16 protein-coding genes are annotated in these 16326 nt (G+C 63.3%); 5 read left to right on the top strand and 11 right to left on the bottom strand.

Features of this window, described 5'->3' with window-relative positions; translation table 11 throughout:
* Positions 1-6: 6 nt before the first annotated feature.
* Genes AC13C2_RS15575 through AC13C2_RS15555 form a run of 5 tightly spaced genes read right to left on the bottom strand, consistent with a single transcriptional unit; the run spans position 7 to position 2040 of the window.
* Complete coding sequence (locus tag AC13C2_RS15575) at positions 7-717, bottom strand: flagellar hook-basal body complex protein (protein WP_092759610.1); 711 nt, start codon at positions 715-717, stop codon at positions 7-9.
* Between the two features lies 1 nt (position 718).
* Complete coding sequence (locus AC13C2_RS15570) at positions 719-985, bottom strand: flagellar biosynthetic protein FliQ (RefSeq protein WP_092759612.1); 267 nt, start codon at positions 983-985, stop codon at positions 719-721.
* Positions 986-989: 4 nt separating this feature from the next.
* Positions 990-1247 (bottom strand): flagellar hook-basal body complex protein FliE, encoded by a 258-nt coding sequence (fliE, locus tag AC13C2_RS15565; protein ID WP_092759614.1) that lies wholly within the window; start codon positions 1245-1247, stop codon positions 990-992.
* Between the two features lie 37 nt (positions 1248-1284).
* Positions 1285-1677: a flagellar basal body rod protein FlgC gene (gene flgC, locus AC13C2_RS15560; protein ID WP_092759616.1), complete on the bottom strand. Its 393-nt coding sequence runs from the start codon at positions 1675-1677 to the stop codon at positions 1285-1287.
* Between the two features lie 3 nt (positions 1678-1680).
* Complete coding sequence (locus AC13C2_RS15555) at positions 1681-2040, bottom strand: flagellar basal body protein (RefSeq protein ID WP_092761123.1); 360 nt, start codon at positions 2038-2040, stop codon at positions 1681-1683.
* Between the two features lie 95 nt (positions 2041-2135).
* Here AC13C2_RS15555 and AC13C2_RS15550 point away from each other — a divergent pair, with 95 nt between their 5' ends.
* Positions 2136-3506 (top strand): FliI/YscN family ATPase, encoded by a 1371-nt coding sequence (locus AC13C2_RS15550; protein WP_482887377.1) that lies wholly within the window; start codon positions 2136-2138, stop codon positions 3504-3506.
* 898 nt (positions 3507-4404) lie between these two features.
* Here AC13C2_RS15550 and AC13C2_RS15545 read toward each other — a convergent pair.
* From AC13C2_RS15545 to AC13C2_RS15525, 5 genes are all read right to left on the bottom strand, one after another.
* A complete protein-coding gene (locus AC13C2_RS15545) occupies positions 4405-5190 on the bottom strand; it encodes a DUF1217 domain-containing protein (RefSeq protein ID WP_175495748.1) in 786 nt (261 codons plus the stop codon).
* Positions 5187-5579 (bottom strand): flagellar biosynthesis repressor FlbT, encoded by a 393-nt coding sequence (locus tag AC13C2_RS15540; protein ID WP_482887376.1) that lies wholly within the window; start codon positions 5577-5579, stop codon positions 5187-5189. The genes AC13C2_RS15545 and AC13C2_RS15540 overlap by 4 nt, the downstream gene beginning before the upstream one ends.
* A 13-nt stretch (positions 5580-5592) precedes the next feature.
* On the bottom strand, positions 5593-5964 hold the full coding sequence (flaF, locus tag AC13C2_RS15535) for a flagellar biosynthesis regulator FlaF (protein ID WP_092759626.1): 372 nt from the start codon (positions 5962-5964) through the stop codon (positions 5593-5595).
* 125 nt (positions 5965-6089) lie between these two features.
* A complete protein-coding gene (locus AC13C2_RS15530; protein WP_482887375.1) occupies positions 6090-7337 on the bottom strand; it encodes a flagellin N-terminal helical domain-containing protein in 1248 nt (415 codons plus the stop codon).
* 206 nt (positions 7338-7543) lie between these two features.
* Entirely contained in the window at positions 7544-8017 is a 474-nt protein-coding gene (locus AC13C2_RS15525) for an Lrp/AsnC ligand binding domain-containing protein (protein ID WP_482887374.1), read from the bottom strand.
* A gap of 131 nt (positions 8018-8148) precedes the next feature.
* Here AC13C2_RS15525 and AC13C2_RS15520 point away from each other — a divergent pair, with 131 nt between their 5' ends.
* On the top strand, positions 8149-11100 hold the full coding sequence (locus AC13C2_RS15520; RefSeq protein WP_482887373.1) for an L-glutamate gamma-semialdehyde dehydrogenase: 2952 nt from the start codon (positions 8149-8151) through the stop codon (positions 11098-11100).
* A gap of 69 nt (positions 11101-11169) precedes the next feature.
* Here AC13C2_RS15520 and AC13C2_RS15515 read toward each other — a convergent pair whose 3' ends face one another.
* Complete coding sequence (locus tag AC13C2_RS15515) at positions 11170-12786, bottom strand: GMC family oxidoreductase (protein ID WP_474521154.1); 1617 nt, start codon at positions 12784-12786, stop codon at positions 11170-11172.
* A 132-nt stretch (positions 12787-12918) separates the two neighbouring features.
* Here AC13C2_RS15515 and dctP point away from each other — a divergent pair, with 132 nt between their 5' ends.
* The 3 genes from dctP (at position 12919) to AC13C2_RS15500 (ending at position 16325) form a co-directional block, all read left to right on the top strand.
* Positions 12919-14151 carry a TRAP transporter substrate-binding protein DctP gene (dctP, locus tag AC13C2_RS15510; RefSeq protein ID WP_339647000.1) on the top strand — a complete coding sequence of 411 codons (1233 nt, stop codon included), beginning with the start codon at positions 12919-12921 and terminating at the stop codon, positions 14149-14151.
* Between the two features lie 111 nt (positions 14152-14262).
* Entirely contained in the window at positions 14263-14961 is a 699-nt protein-coding gene (locus tag AC13C2_RS15505; protein WP_339647002.1) for a TRAP transporter small permease, read from the top strand.
* Entirely contained in the window at positions 14958-16325 is a 1368-nt protein-coding gene (locus AC13C2_RS15500) for a TRAP transporter large permease (RefSeq protein WP_339647005.1), read from the top strand. The genes AC13C2_RS15505 and AC13C2_RS15500 overlap by 4 nt, the downstream gene beginning before the upstream one ends.
* The last annotated feature ends 1 nt before the right edge of the window (position 16326 follow it).

Here is a 16326-nt window from a genome sequence, read left to right as displayed (position 1 = left end):
GCCTCCCTATTGATCCATCAGGCGCAGCATCGACTGCATCCGTTCGTGTTCGCGGTCCATGAAGCCTTGTCCCATCTCGTAGGCATTCTGCACGGCGACCATCCGTGCGATCTCGATCACCGGGTTGACGTTGGACGATTCCAGAAACCCCTGTTTCACGGCCGGGCTTTCGACTGGCTGGAAGCCGTCGGTGGCGAACATCGTGCCAGCACGTCGGGTCATCGCACCGGCATCCTCGGGTGTGACGACGCCGATTTGACCGATCGGCTGGCCATCGGCGGACAGGGTGCCGTCGCCGCCGACATATATGGCGCGCGCATCCGTGGGGATGAATATCGGAGCTCCGCCCGCATCCAGAACAGGGTGGCCTTCGGCTGTCCGAAGACCGCCATCCGGACCGGACAGAAAGGCCCCTGCGCGGGTCAGATGCGGGGTGCCGTCGACTTCGACGAGGAAATACCCCTCGCCTTCGATTGCCAGGTCGAAGGTGCCGCCCGTTTGCTCCAGGCCGCCCTGATCGAACCGGGTCTGGCGCCCGTTGGCATAGGCGAAGGACACCGATGGCGCGCCGTCGCCCGCGATCACGAACTCCGAAAAGATCAGGCCTTCGGCGCGATAGCCGGTGGTGTTCGCGTTCGCGATATTCTGCGCGATCACGTCCATTTCGCGCAGCAGACCGGCCTGTCGACCGAGCGTCGGATAGATACCGTCGGCCATGTCAGAACCCCTGTATGATGGGCACGAGCGTGTCGGTAAAATAGCGGCCCAGCGTCAGTGTCATGAACCCCATCGTCGCCCAGAAAACACCAAGGATGGCCGCCATTTTCGGCACGAAGGTCAAAGTCATTTCCTGTATCGACGTCAGCGCCTGCAACAGCCCGATGGCCAGTCCGACGACCAGCGCCACACCCAGAATCGGAGCCGAAATCAGGACTGCGACCCAGAGGCCCTGGCGCAGGGTGTCGAAGAAAATAAGCTCGGACATCGGTCTAGACCGGCATCCGCAGAATTTCCTGATACGCTTCGACGACCTTGTCACGGATCGTGACAACCGTATCGACGGCCATCTGCCCCTCGGCCAGCGCCGTTACCAGCGCATGGGGGTCTGCGCTGCCTGTTATGGCGGCTTCCGCCTGCTGTTCGGCCTGACGCAGCATGTCGGTGAAACCCGACATTGCTTCGGTCGCGGCATTGGTCTTGGGCGCGGGCGTTCCGCCCAGTCCCGCAAGGATCGGATTAAGGTCCATTCTGGCCTCCTGATTTCGGTGGTTCGGTCTGCGTCTGTCAGCGTTTGAGAATATCCATCAGTTGCGTCGACATGCGCCGCACCTGTTCGAACATCTTGAGGTTGGCTTCATAACTTCGCTGGGCTTCGCGGGCGTCGGCCAGTTCGGTGACCAGCTCCACGTTGGACCCTTCGTAATAGCCCTCCGCGTCCGCCATCGGGTGTGCGGGGTCGTTGATGCGGGGTAATTCTCCACGGCGGAGTTGCACCGGTCCCGTTTCAATCCCGCCCGTGCGGCGCCCCTGCTCGACCTCGGCGCGAAACTCCACGGTCTTGCGGCGATAGCCGGGCGTATCGACGTTGGCGATATTTTCGGCGATGTGGCGCAGGCGTTGGCTCTGACCGCGCATTCCGCTCGACAGCACTCCTAAAGCGTCTGAGAATTCGGCCATGGGCTACCTCCGGTTCAGCGCGGCGCGCATCAGGTCGAGGCTGCTGCGATATACGGTCAGCGCCCGGTCGTGCATGCGCGCCGCCTCTAGTCCGCGCATGACCTGATCCTCCAGATCGACGGAATTGCCGTTCGGATCGGCTGCGACATCGCGCATTTCATAAGATCGCGCCGCGGTGCCCGGCCCGGACATATGATCCGGCCGCGTCCGGCGCGGTGCAAATCCGTCGTCGACCGAAAATGGCGCCATGTCGCGGGCGCGAAAGCCCGGTGTGTCGGCGTTCGCCACGTTCGTGGCGATCACGGCCTGGCGATTGGCCGCATGCCGGGCGGCACCGGCGGCAAGGCCGAAAATGGCGGGCATCTCGTTCACAGGGGCAACTCCTTCGTCGTCCGTGAAACGAAGCCTTAAGACTGATTCCTTTAGAAATCGTTTCAACAACACTTCGGAGACGCACCATGATCCATACCAAGGACGCTCCCGACGGCGATCCGTTCGGATCCTTTCGGGCACAGGTTGCCTTCCTGGATCGCAGCTTCCCGCAAGGCAGGATTGCCCGGCTGGACCCTTCGGGGTTCAGCGTCGAAGGCCTGTCGGACCACGCGATCCTGGGCGATGAGCTTCTGTTTCACGACGCAGGCGGCACGCTCCGGCGGGCCGAAGTCTCGCGGCTGGACCGCGATAGCCTCTGGGCGACTCCTTATGCGGCGTCCGACGGTTTGCGGATCGGCCTTCCGGTGCGACCGTCAGGGACGCCACGCATCAACCCGCACGAGGGCTGGATCGGACGAATCGTCGATCCCTTCGGTCAACCGCTGGACGACATGCCTCTGGCATCCGGCTTCTCCGTGCCGCTGCGCGCGGCTCCGCCGGCCCCCGCGCGCCGACGTGGCATGGGGCACCGGCAGTGCACAGGTTTCGCCGTTCTCGATACGATGCTGCCGATCGCAAAAGGGCAGCGGATCGGTCTGTTTGCCGGGTCGGGCGTCGGCAAATCGACCCTTCTGGGAAGTCTCGCGCGAACGATGGAGGCGGATATCTGCGTTCTCGCCCTGGTTGGCGAACGCGGGCGGGAGGTGTCGGATTTCGTTCGCACCGTCCTCGGACCCGAAGGGATGGCCCGCACCATCGTGGTGGTCGCAACGTCGGACATGCCCGCCAATACCCGCCGCCGGTGCGCTTTCTCGGCGCTGGCCGTGGCCGAACATTTCCGCGATCGGGGGCGACACGTCCTTTTTCTTTGCGACAGCCTGACCCGCCTGGCCGAAGCCCATCGCGAAGTCGCGAGTGCCGCAGGCGAGGCGACGTCCCTGCGGGGCCATCCCCCCAGTCTGACACCGCTTCTGGCTTCGCTCTGCGAACGGGCCGGACCGGGGGAAGATCAGCCGGACAGCGCAGTGCAGGGCGACATCACGGCGGTCTTTTCGGTCCTTGTCGCCGGTTCGGACATGGAGGAGCCGGTCGCCGATATCGTGCGCGGACAGCTGGATGGCCACGTCGTTTTGTCCCGTGACATCGCGGAGGCGGGGCGGTTCCCGGCCATCGACGTCCTTCGGTCCATCTCGCGCAGCCTGCCGGCTGCGGCGAATGCCGAAGAAAACGCACTGATCGCCGAAACCCGCCAGCTTCTCGCCGTTCACGACCGAAGCGATCTGATGGTCAGCTCGGGCCTATATGAACTCGGGTCCAGTCCCGATATCGACCGTGCCGTCGCCCTGATACCGCGTCTGAACGACATATTCTCGGCGCAGGGTCTGACCCGCTCGACCGACGGCTTTCGCCTGCTCGCCGGATTGCTCGGACGATCGTATGCCGGTCCGGGCGGATGACGGCCAGCACGGCGAATCGGTTTGACCCATCTCGATCCCGTTTCGGGTTCACGCCCTTCAACACTGCAAACGGGGCCGTCAGACCGGACTGCATGGCCGGGAAAACGTCGCTGACATCACTCAGGCTGCCGGTCGGGCACATCGCGCGTCACGGCAATATCTTATCCGAGGCCCCTGCCGACGAACGACAGGAATGGATGGAAACCGGCCCCACCTGTGACATCTGGACACGATCATGATCCCCGCAGAAAACGAATGCCCTAACGGACGGCAGGATTGATAAGTTCTCGACTCCCCCGTGTCCGCTGTCCCGCAAGACGCCAAGCGGCCGATATTTTTCAGCCCGGACTTTCTGATACCAGACGGTGTGACGGTTGGCTGGCGGCCTGCGAAGAAAGGATAGCGTGCAGGCTCCTCTACTGGTCTGCCGGATCGTTCGCCTGCACAGAGGGCGATGCAGATGCGGACCTTGGCGGCTGGGTCCTGGCGCATCGGAATTGGCACCATCCGGCTGCGGTCCGCGTTGACCCGCGAAACTTCTGGCTCCCGTATCCACCGCCTGCCACGCAGGGCGCGGGACAACGACCGACCCTTGACCTGCGGCATCGCGAAAACCGGGCATGCCGTGCGGGTATGGCGGACCAAAGGGAAGGGGCGATGCGGCGGCTGTATCGCGAACTCTGGAAAGGTTTCTGCCAATCCTGGCATCGGCTTGCGAGGTAGCCGGTCCTGCGCATGTTCCGTTCGACCGACACGCAGCATGGCGCGATCTGCGGCATCTTGATCAAGCGCAATTTCACGATACCGAAGCGCAGGAACGGAAAAAAGCGCAGAGAGGCTGGCCGTTTGGCCGATCTGCCGCATCGTCCGGACCTGACCCGCGATCGAAGACGGAATGTCAGAACCCGCGCAGCAGTACCAATGCGGGCGACGATACCGTCAGGGAGGTATCCGATTCGTCGAGTACGGTGAACCTGTCGAGAACCCGTCCCAGGGCTCCGTCACTGGCAAGATCGTCGATTTGATCGGTGCCGAAAATCGAGCGGGATCGCTCGAGGAATGTCTCCAGCTGCTTGTCGAGCGACAACGTGGCAAAGGACGACGGCAGCCCCATGGCCGTTTCCATGACCTGACGGATTGGCGCGATCCCCATGATCGTGAACCACTTCGTGCGGTTCGATCCCGTGCCCGCGGCGAGCGCAGGAAGTTCGCGTTGCACATAAAGCGCGAGGCGCATCGTTTCGCTGGTCTGGCCCATATCGGTCTCGAACGCCTGATCGCGGTAGCGGGCTTCGATCTTGTCGGCGAAGGTGGATATCTTGGTGCTGGGCACCGGAAAATCGCCGAACCCGAAGGCACGGGAAAGATCGCGGTACCGTTTGTCCGACAGCTTGTTTGCCAGCGCATCAGGCTCAAGCGTTCCCTCTTCCAGAACGCGCCGGATCAGGAATTTGCTGCCGATATCATCGCTCAGGCCGAAGGCGCCCAGCGCCACCGACAGAAGGCGGTAGTCGCCTACCAGAGCTTCAGCCGTATCGATCTTGCCGATGTTATCGCGAAAATAGGCAAGGTCGCGCTGCAGTGCGACACCTTCGCCATGGGCCTTCCGCTGCGTCTCGATCGTGTTCTGCAGGAACCGCCACCCCGACAGGCCGCCGGTCGGAACGAAAGGTTGAAAACTCACGTCCTGGCGACGGCAAGCAGCACCGCCTCCTTTCGGCGCAACCGACCGAGATGCCGAAGGGCTTGATAGAACTGCCCATCCTGCAGATGTTGGCGCAACGCGTCGATGCAGGCGCGATCTTCGGGGTCGACGAAGGCATGGCGCAGAGGCGCGAGCGCCGCGACCAGATCCGGCAGGGCATCGGCGGGGCACAACTCGCCGATCAGCATCATCTGAACCGAATGAGCCAGCCGCCCGACCGGCGTGACCGCCGCCGCAGGATCAATGGCATCGCGCAGGCGGAGCAGCTGCGTTTCGGGTGTCAGCAGGCGCAGACGAGCGCCGCGGCCGACGTTTTCGATCACCGCTCCGTTGACGACGATGCGGTCGCCGGCCGGGAATTTCAACATCAGCCCCGCCATATCAAGCGGCCCCCGACGACAAGCCAGAAGCAATGCGACGATTGATCTCGCACAGAACGGAAGGCCTGGCGGACCCGTTCAGCACTTCGCTGGTATGGCGATCGACGAAACCGGCCAGACTGATGAGACTGGCGCGCAGTTCTGCGGGCATCATATTCGTGTCATCCGCGCAGGCGATGGCCGCAGCCTGCCAGAGCCGCCGGTTGTCGTGTAGGGCCGAGACGCGCGCAGTGGCGGTCGCCGCTTCGTCGGCAAAGACCTGTTCCATCCGGCGTGTGACCTTGGCGAAGACCAGGGCCTCGGCCCGTCCGGGCGATGTGATTGAAGCGTCGAGGGCGGCATAGGCGGTTGCCGCGTATTGGGGATATCCCATGGGTACAGTATCTCACTTTTAGCGAGCTTCGTGGGATGCACGGAAGTGCCGCGCACGAAGGTCCGGCGCTTCGCGCCAAGGTCCGAGCGCCCGTCCCGGAGGATACCGGAGCGGGCGTGTTCAGATCAGCGGAACAGCGACAGGATCGACTGCGGTGCCTGATTGGCAATCGAAAGGGACTGGGTCGCCAGCTGCTGCTGGACCTGCAGGGCCTGCAAGCGTGCCGAGGCTTCTTCGAGATTGGCATCCACCAGCGCACCGATGCCTGTCGTCAGCGAGTCCGACAGCTTCGAGATGAAATCCTTCTGTGTTTCGATCCGCCCTTGCGCCGAACCGAAGGATGCAGCCGCGTTGATCGAGGTCTGGATCAGGCTCTCGATGTTGCTCAACGCGGAATTCGCGCCGTTCTGGCTGGTCACATCCACATCGGACAGTGCGGCCAGCCCACCTTCGGCAGTGCCGTCCAGGGTTTCTGCGCGTGCCACGGTGATCGTATTCGCGGCAGTGGCATCATTGTTCGTGACGGTGATGGCACCCGTTGTCGCGTTCCGGGTGAAGGCCGTGTCCGCCAGTTCGTTTTCTGTGGCGAAGGCTGTCATCTTGTCGAAGATCGCGTTGCTGACATCCGTTTCGGTATCGCCGTCACGTGCAACATAGGAGAAGGTGGTGGCGCTCGTTCCAATCTCCTGCCCACCGACGCCAGTCAGCGAAACGCTGTAGCTCGCACCCGCCTGGGCACCGCCTGCCGTGAAGGACACGGTCACGTTGCCGCCCGCTGCGGCCGCAGATGCGCCCGAGACGCTCAGCAGGTCGTTCGCCGCACCGACGGCCGTCGCGCCCAGAACAGCGGCTTCCGTGCCCAGGTCCTGCTTGCCGACGGTAATGTCGCTGGACTTCACCGTGGAGCCCGACCTGTCCAGAGACGACAGGATATTAACGGAGCCCGATCCGGCCTCGTTGCTTTTGTTGGACAGCAGGTTCAGCCCGTTGAACTGCGCGGCACCGACGACCGATCCGATCTGATCGCGCAGGGCCGCAATATCGGTCTGGATCTTGGATCGATCGACGTTCTCTTCCTGCGAGGCGACGATCTTGCCTTTGATTTCGGTCAGCAGGTCGGTGATCGTTTCGGAGGCGTTGCGGGCCACCGACACCGTGGATTCGCCCAGCGCGAGGCTTTCCTGGATCGACTTGAAGCCCTGAACGTCTGATTCCATCTGCTTCGAGATGGCCCACACGGCCGAGTTGTCCTTGGCGTTCGCGACCTTTCTGCCGGTCGAGATTTCGGACTGGGTCGTCCCCAGGTTCTTGTTGACGGTTTGCAGGGTCTGAAGCGCGACCATCGCGCCGTTGTTGGTCAGAATGCTGGACATGGCTGTATTCCTTTGAATGCGCCTGCTTCGCAGGCCCGTTACATCCGCTTTCGCGAACTGATCGACATTCTGTCCTGACCCCCCGGAACGTGTCGGTCGGCCTTTGGTCGCCATTCATGGCTGTGACCCTGCTAGGCACCCGACCTTAACCGCTGCTTAACGCGCAATGCCTCTATCCGTCGGATTTCCCTTAGATTTGATGAAACTCACCCGACACTTCTGGGCAGCGGCAGCGCGGCATGCTCGACCACGACTTCCATCACTGCATAGGTCCGCGTCTCGCGCACACCCGGCAGCTCCAGCAGCGTCTCGGACAGGAACGCGCGATAGGCGGCCATGTCGCGATGCCGTGTCTTGAGCAGGTAATCAAAACCGCCCGCGACCATATGGCAATCCTCGACCCCGTCCATCCGCCGGATCACTTTGGCGAAGTCGTCGAAGACATCCGACGACGTGCGATCCAGCTTGACCTCGACGAAGGCGGTCAGACCGCGCCCCAACGCGGCGGGCGACAGCACGGCCCGAAACCCGGCGATCACACCGTCGCGCTGCAAACGCCGCATCCGTTCTGCCGTGGCGTTCGGCGACAGGCCGATCCGGTCCGCCAATGCGGTCATTGCGATTCGCCCGTCGGCCTGCAGGATTTCGAGAATATTGCGGTCGTGCCGGTCGAATTGCATTGGATTTCTCGGTGTATTTGATGTTTCAAAGGCGATCTATCGGAAGAATGCCCGCCTGTCCCTGATCTTTGGTGAAAACCGCATCCAGAAGCGGCGTATTCGGGGGCATCGCACGGAAACCGGAGACTGCCATGCCCTTCGCCGCCCCCTATGCCCCTGCCGACGAATCGCTGATCGCATCCTTGATGCCGTTCGCCAGGGTCGCCCCGACGACACGCGCCCATGCGGAACATCTGATCGGGGCTATTCGCGGCGCCCGCACCCGGATCGGGGGGCTGGAGGACTTTCTGCGCGACTATGACCTGTCGACCCGCGAGGGCCTGGCCCTGATGGCGATGGCCGAAGCGCTGTTGCGGGTGCCCGACCAAGGCACCCAGGACGCGTTGATCGCCGACAAGATCGGTGCGGGCGACTGGGACGGGCACGAACCCTCGGACGCCTGGCTGGTGTCGGTCGCGACCTGGGGCCTCGGTCTGTCCAATCGCCTGTTGCGGCCCGGCGATACCGTTCCCGGCGTGCTGGGCGGATTGACCCGGCGCATCGGTGCCCCCGCGGTCCGCGCCGGCGTGCGTCAGGCGATGCGTTTCATGGGCCACCAGTTCGTGCTGGGCGAGACCATTGAATCCGCCCTCAAGCGCGCCCGCGAAATGGAGGCCAAGGGCGCGCTCTACAGCTATGACATGCTGGGCGAGGGGGCCCGCACCCGCGCCGATGCCACCCGTTACGCCAGGTCCTATGCCGATGCGATCGAGGCGATCGGCAAATCCGCCGGCAACCGCCCCCTGCCGTTTCGGCCCGGCATTTCCGTCAAGCTGTCCGCGCTGCACCCCCGCTACGAGCCGCGCAACAAGGACGCCGTTCTGCGCGACCTCGTCCCCGTGCTGCGCGATCTGGCCAAACGCGCCAAGGCCCATGACCTGAACCTGACCATCGATGCCGAAGAGCAGGATCGGCTGGAGCTTTCCATCGCCGTGATCGAGACCGCCTTCGCCGACGATGCCTTCCGCGATTGGAATGGCTTCGGCCTCGCGATCCAGGCCTATGGCAAGCGCGCGCTGGCGGTCATCGACTGGGCGGGCGAACTGGCCCGGACCCACGGCCAGACCCTGATGGTGCGGCTGGTCAAGGGTGCCTATTGGGACACGGAGGTCAAACACGCTCAGGTCGAGGGCCACGCCGATTACCCGGTTTTCACCCGCAAGGCGGTCACCGATCTGAACTACCTCGCCTGCGCCAAGCGGATGCTGGCGCTGCGCCCGCATCTCTATCCGCAATTCGCCACTCACAACGCGCTCTCCATCGCGCAGATCATGACCATGGCGGGCGATGCCCCGAAAGCCGGGCCAGGGTTCGAGTTTCAGCGTCTGCACGGCATGGGCGAATCTCTCTATGCCGCCGTCATCCGCGAAACCGACGTGCCCTGCCGGATCTATGCGCCGGTCGGTGGACACCGCGATCTGCTGGCTTACCTGGTCCGCCGCTTGCTGGAAAACGGGGCCAGCACATCCTTCGTCGCCATGGCCGGGGACAAGGATGTGCCGGTCGACGACGTTCTGGAATTCCCGACCGATCTGGCCGAAACGCCGCGCCACCCGCGCATCGCGCTGCCCGGAGCGCTGTTCGGTGGCCGCCGTAATTCCGACGGTGTGGAATGGGGCGCGCGGGACGAGCTGACCGCCCTCGCCACCGCGATGCGCAACGCACCCGAAGCGCCGGAAGTGAAGCCTCTGACTGCCGGGCAGATCGACGCCGTGATGTCACGCGCCGCCAGGGCTGCGCCGCTCTGGCGGGATACACCCGTCGCGACCCGCTCCACCGCCCTGCGCCGCGCCGCCGATCTTCTCGAAGACAACCGTGCGGCCCTGATGGCGACCCTGGCGCGCGAAGCGGGCAAGACCATCGACGATGGCGTGGCCGAATTGCGCGAAGCCGTCGACTTCCTGCGCTACTACGCGGACGAGGCCGAAGCCATCTGCACCCCCCGCATCCTGCCCGGTCCCACCGGCGAGGCGAACCGCTGGCAGGCGCGCGGGCGGGGCGTCTTCGTGACCGTTGCGCCGTGGAACTTCCCGCTTGCCATCTTCCTCGGTCAGACCGCTGCCGCGCTGTCGGTCGGCAATGCCGTCGTCGCCAAACCCGCGCCGCAGACCCCGCGCATCGCCGCGCAGGCCGTGGCCCTGCTGCATCGCGCGGGCGTGCCGGAAGACGCGCTGATCCTTGCCCCCGGCGGGGTCGAGGTCGGACAGGCGTTGATGACGCATCCGGCATTGGCCGGCGTTGCCTTCACCGGCTCTACCGCGACGGCCAAGGCGATCAACCGCGCGCTGGCGGACCGGGACGGGGCCATCGTGCCGCTGATCGCGGAAACCGGCGGCGTGAATGCGATGATCGTCGATGCGACCGCCCTGCCGGAACAGGTGACACGCGATGTCGTGGCCTCGGCCTTCCGCTCTGCCGGGCAGCGCTGCTCGGCCTGTCGCATCCTTTATGTGCAGGAAGATGTCGCCGACCGGATGCTGGAGATGATCCAGGGTGCCGCGGCAACCCTTACGCTGGGCGACCCCATGGATCCGGCCACCGACGTCGGCCCGATCATCGACGCCGACGCCCTGTCGCGCCTGACCGACCATATCGCCGCGCACAATCCGATCTGGCAGGGGGACGCGCCCGACGGTCTGTTCCTTCCGCCCACCATCATCGAATTGGGCCGCGACGAGAAACTGACGCAGGAAATCTTCGGTCCGATCCTGCATGTCAAACGCTGGAAGGCCGGTCAGATCGACCGCGTGCTGGACGAAATCGCGGCGTCCGGCTTCGGCCTGACCTTCGGGCTGCACTCCCGCATCGACGCGACCATCGCCCATGTGACGGCGCGGGCGACGGCGGGCAATGTCTATGTCAACCGCAACCAGATCGGCGCCATCGTCGGATCGCAACCCTTCGGTGGCCACGGATTGTCGGGCACAGGACCCAAGGCGGGCGGTCCGCTCTATCTGACGCGCTTCGTCGAGGAAGTCGTGGTCTCGACCGACACGACGGCGGCGGGCGGCAACGCGACCCTGATCGCGATGGAGGCGCGCTGAACATCGCCCGAACGTCGGACATATATCCGACGTGGATCACCCGTGGATCACCCGTCGAATCCGCTGGTCTCAGACACTGGCCCGCTGGTCCTCCAGGATCAGATCCGAGGCCTTTTCTCCGATCATGATCGCGGGCGCATTTGTGTTGCCCGACACGATCTCCGGCATGATCGAACAATCCGCGACGCGCAGGCCCGCGATGCCATGCACCCGCAGACGGTCATCGACCACGGCCCCAGGACCCGACCCCATCTTGCAGGTGCCGGTCGGATGATAGATCGAGACCGAGTTGCTGCGCGCCCAGTCCAGCGTGCCCGCGTAATCGTCGAGAGACAGGTCTTTCGTGGGCCGGAATTCCTCGGATATCTTGTCGGTCAACGGCGCATTGCGCGCGATGCGTCGGGCGATATTCACACCCTCGACAATCGTGCGACAGTCGGTTTCCTCGGACAGGTATTTCGGAATGATCCGCGGGTAGACCCCGGCATCGCTGCTGGCCAACCGGATTTCACCCCGACTTTCGGGCCTTAGCTGGCAGACCGACATCGTGAACGCTGAAAAGGGATGCACCCCTTCGCCCGGAGAATCCGCTGACCACGGTTGCACGTGGAACTGGATATCTGGCGTCGCCACATGCTCTCCGGTTTTGAAGAACCCGGTCGCAAGCGAAGCCGCCATCGTCATCGGACCGGACCGGAACAGTGCGTATTTCAACGCGATCCTCGCCTGATCGACCAGCGACCGAACCTCGTCGTTCAGCGTCGGCTCGTTGCATTTGAACACCAGCCGGGCCTGCAGATGGTCCTGCAGGTTCTTGCCGACACCGGGCAGGTCGGCCTGCACCTCGATGCCATGTTCCTGCAACTGCGCGGCCTCGCCGATGCCCGACAGCATCAGCAGTTGCGGCGAGTTGATCGACCCGCCTGAGACGACGACTTCCCGTCCCGCCTTTACGATATGCTCCTTGCCGGAACGGTCCCGATAGACGACCCCGGTGCAGCGCTTGCCCTCCAGGATCAGCCGCGTCGCAGCCGCGTTCGTGACGATTGTCAGGTTGTCGCGCGACCGGACAGGATTCAGGAAGGCCACTGCTGCCGAACACCGCCGGCCCTTCTTGGTGGTCAGCTGGAAATACGCGGCCCCTTCCTGCGAGGCGCCATTGTAGTCGGGGTTGAAGGGATAGCCTTCGTTCTGCGCCGCCGCGACCCAGGCGTCGCAGATCGGCCGTTGCAGACGCATGTTCGACACCCAGAGTTCGCCCTCGGACCCGTGATGGTCGTCGGCCCCCCGCTCCTGATGTTCGGAGCGCTTGAAGAGCGGCAGGACGCTGTCCCAGCCCCAGCCCTTGTTGCCCATCTGTTGCCAGCGATCGTAATCCTCGGCCTGTCCGCGCACATAGAGCAACCCGTTCAGCGACGACGACCCGCCCAGAACCTTGCCGCGCGGCCAGGAGATCGACCGATCATTCAGGCCGGGGTCGGGTTCCGTGTGGTAGCACCAGTCCACCGAGGGATTGTTCATCGTTTTGAAATATCCGACCGGCACGTGGATCCAGGGATTCCAGTCGCGGCCCCCCGCCTCCAAAAGAATCACCTTGTTCTTCGGATCTTTCGACAAGCGGTTTGCAAGCACGCACCCTGCGGAGCCGCCTCCTATGACGACATAATCTGCAATCTGTTCCGCCATCGGATAAATCCCCAACTCATATTTTGAACCGGATGCATGCCCGATCACGAAAGAAAAGCTTGTCAGGCGGAGTTTAGAATGCTGAATAATGAGACTGCAAGTATCATATTTGCAATCTAAGGGAGGATTAATATGAAAGCGTCCAACGCTCTGAGCGGGATATCCCGCCGTGATCTGTTCAAACTGTCGGGCCAATATGGCCTGTCATCCGTCGTTCTGGGTGCCTCGGCCCTGACAGGTGCCGTGACTTTGGGAGACGTCGCCCGCGCCGCTGAATCGACCTATGAAAAGCGCTTCGCCAAGGAAGCGAAGCATACATTCAAACTGGGCGCGGCCGGATTCAATGCGCGCAACCTCTTGATCGAACGCGCGGGTGTACTTGAATTTGCCCGCGATCTTGAAAGCCGCACCGACGGCGAAATCAGGGTCGAGTTCATTGGCGACAACCAGATCTGTGGTCAGACATCCTGTGTCGAGAAGACCCAGTCTGGCATCGTCGACATGTATGCGGCCTCGACCCAGAACTCGGCTGGCGGTGCGCCTTACCTGAACGTGCTGGATTATGCCTACATGTTCCCGGGCCGGGCCTCGCAGTATCATTTCCTGTATTCGCCCGAATCGGTGTCCGTCCTGCGCGACCCGCTGGAGAAACGCCACGGGCTGAAATTCCTGTTTTCGCATGCAGAACTGCGCGGCATGCAGATGGGTTCCAGCTTTGCCGACAAGCCGACAGTCACCAAACTGGAAGAATTGTTCGGCACCAAGAACCGCGTCACGGGCACCCAGTTGGGTCGCATCGCGATGGAGCTTCTGAACCTGAACCCGGTTCCGGTCGCATGGGAAGAAACGCTCGACGGTCTGAAGCAGGGCCTGATCGACGGGGCGGAGACCTGGGCCTCGGCCGTGGCCTACGCCAACATGTCGCCGGTCGTGTCGCAGTCGGTCGACCTGAGGTTCTTCTGCGGGACCGAGCATACGTCGATGTCCGCCTCCAAGTTCGACGCCCTGGGCGGTGAGCTTCAGGATGCGGTCCTGGAATCGTCTTACCTGGCGCAGGTTCATGTGCAGGCCGCCAACGAGGCCGCACTCGTCAAGACCGTCGGCTTCAGCGATCCGGTCCTGCCGGGCACGATCTTCGCCGAAAACGATGTGCGCGTGGCCTTCCTGGCCGACGACCAGATCAGGATGGCCGAAGAAATGTGCTCCCCCGAGTTCAATCCCGAGCCTTGGGCGCAGTGGCGCGAGCGTCTGAACGGCTGGGCCGGTGGCATGGACACCTACCAGACGATCTATGACGTCGCGCGTCAGGTTCCGGCCGATATGAAGCCCGAGAATGTCGAGCCGCGCCGTTGGTGGAAGTCCTGAGTTCAGACGGACCGCAGAAAAACGGACCGGGCGCATCATGCGTGCCCGGTTCGATCACGGGACAGATGATGAAGCACGCGTCATCGTAACCCGCACAGGCCCTGAGTGGCCATGACAGCTTGGGAGGGCACGTCGATGGGATGGTTCGACGGAATGGGCGCGATCATATCCGCCCTTTTTGCAAACGACGCCTGGACACTGGGCGACGCACTGCGGGCGAATCCGCAGGCTCTGTGGACGCTGGGGTTTCTTGTCACCGTTCTGGGTGGGCTGGCCGTGATGGCGATCTATCGCGCGGTTCCGTTCATCGAAAGGTATTTCGAACCGACGATCATGGTGGTCAGCTATCTGACCATCGGCGGCATCATCTTCGTAGGCGTCATCGACCGCTTTTTCCTCAACGGGCAGCCGCCCTGGTCCACGACAGTCCCGCCCTTCCTGTTCCTGATCATGACCTGGGTCGGATGCAGCTATAACGTCAAGCTGCGGACCCATCTGGCCTTTGCCGAGTTCCGCACGATCATGCCCCGCACCGGGCAGTTCGCCTGTCTTCTGCTGGATGCCGTGCTGTGGCTGGGCTTCGCCTGGATCGTGATCGTCACATCGACGCAGGAAACCATCGGTGCAGCCGCAAATTTCCGTTTCATGGCCGGCACCGACAACGTCATGCAGTGGTGGTTCCTGATTTCCGTCCCGCTGGCCTGGCTGCTTCTGTCAGGCCGGGTGTTCCAGAACCTGGCCGACGACCTGCGAAACTATCGTCGCGGCGACACGATGATTAAGCAGGCCGTGATCGGGGGTGACGTATGACGGACGGCACCATCGTCACGCTGATTTCCATCGGCGTTACCATCCTGTTCATGCTGGGCGTTCCCGTCTTTCTGGTCATCGGCTACTGGGTCATCGGCATGTCGTTCCTTCTGGCGCTGCCGCTGCTGAACATCGGCGCGGCGCTGGCCGATGTCTTCACCGACGGGTTCGCCCTTCTGGCAATGCCGCTGTTCATCCTGACCGGTGACCTGATCAACCGGTCCGGCATAGCGCGGCGTCTGTCCGACTTCGCCTACGCCTGCCTCGGCTGGATACGTGGCGGTCTCGCCATGGCGACGCTCGGGGCCTGCGGCCTGTTCGCGGCGATCTCCGGCTCCAACTCGGCCACGACGGCCACCATCGGTTCGATGCTGCACCCGGAAATGGTCAAGGGCGGCTACGACGAACGCTTCTCGGCGGCCACGGCGGCGGCGGGCGGCACGGTCGGTATCATCATCCCGCCGTCGATCATCTTCATCGTCTACGGCTTCCTTCTGAACCTGCCGATCAGCGACCTGTTCGTCGCAGGCATCATTCCCGGCACGCTGATGGTCATCGCCATGATGACGGCAGCCTTCATCCTGTCGTGGAAGAATAAGTGGGGCATCCTGATCGGCCTGTCCTTCGGCCGTATCGTCAAGACGGCCATCGGCGCATGGCTCGGCTTCTTCGCCATCGGCCTTGTCCTCTGGGGCATCTACACCGGAAAATTCAGCCCGACCGAGGCGGCGGGCGTCACCGTCGGTTTCTGCATCATCGTCGGCTTCATTTCCTTGCCGCTGTACAGGATGATCAACCATGGGCGCGACGACGACCGGCCCGACATCGCCGACCGCAGCTATTCCGAAATGCTGGTTGTGCACGGCTTCGGCCCGCTGGAACTGCCGTCGATCACCATGCGCTCGGCGCAGATCACCGGCATCCTGGCACCGCTGATCGCCGTCTCCGTGGTGATGCAGCAGATCCTGTCGGTCATGGGCGCGCAGGAGGTCATCAGCGCCTTCGTCATCGGCATGGGGGGGTATTACGCCGTCCTGTTCACTGCGATGGCCATTGTCTTCGTGTCGGGCATGGTGCTGGAAAGCCTTCCGGTCACTATCATTCTGGCCCCGATTCTGGCCCCCATCGCGGCGCAGGTCGGCATTGATCCGATCCAGTTTGCAGTCATTTTCCTGGTCGGTGCGTCGATCGGGTTCATCACGCCGCCCTATGGCCTGAACCTCTATGTCGCGTCGGGCGTCACGGGCGTTCCATACTTCCAGCTCCTGCCCTATACGGTGCCATATCTCGTGGCGCTGATTTCGGTCTGGATCCTGATCTCTCTGGTTCCGGAACTTTCGACGCTACTTCTGCCGGGCAGGTGAA

The sequence above is a fragment of the Jannaschia sp. L-14R genome, from assembly GCF_056857695.1.
Note: the sequence above shows the minus strand (reverse complement) of the source record. Positions and strands in the feature narration are given on the sequence as shown.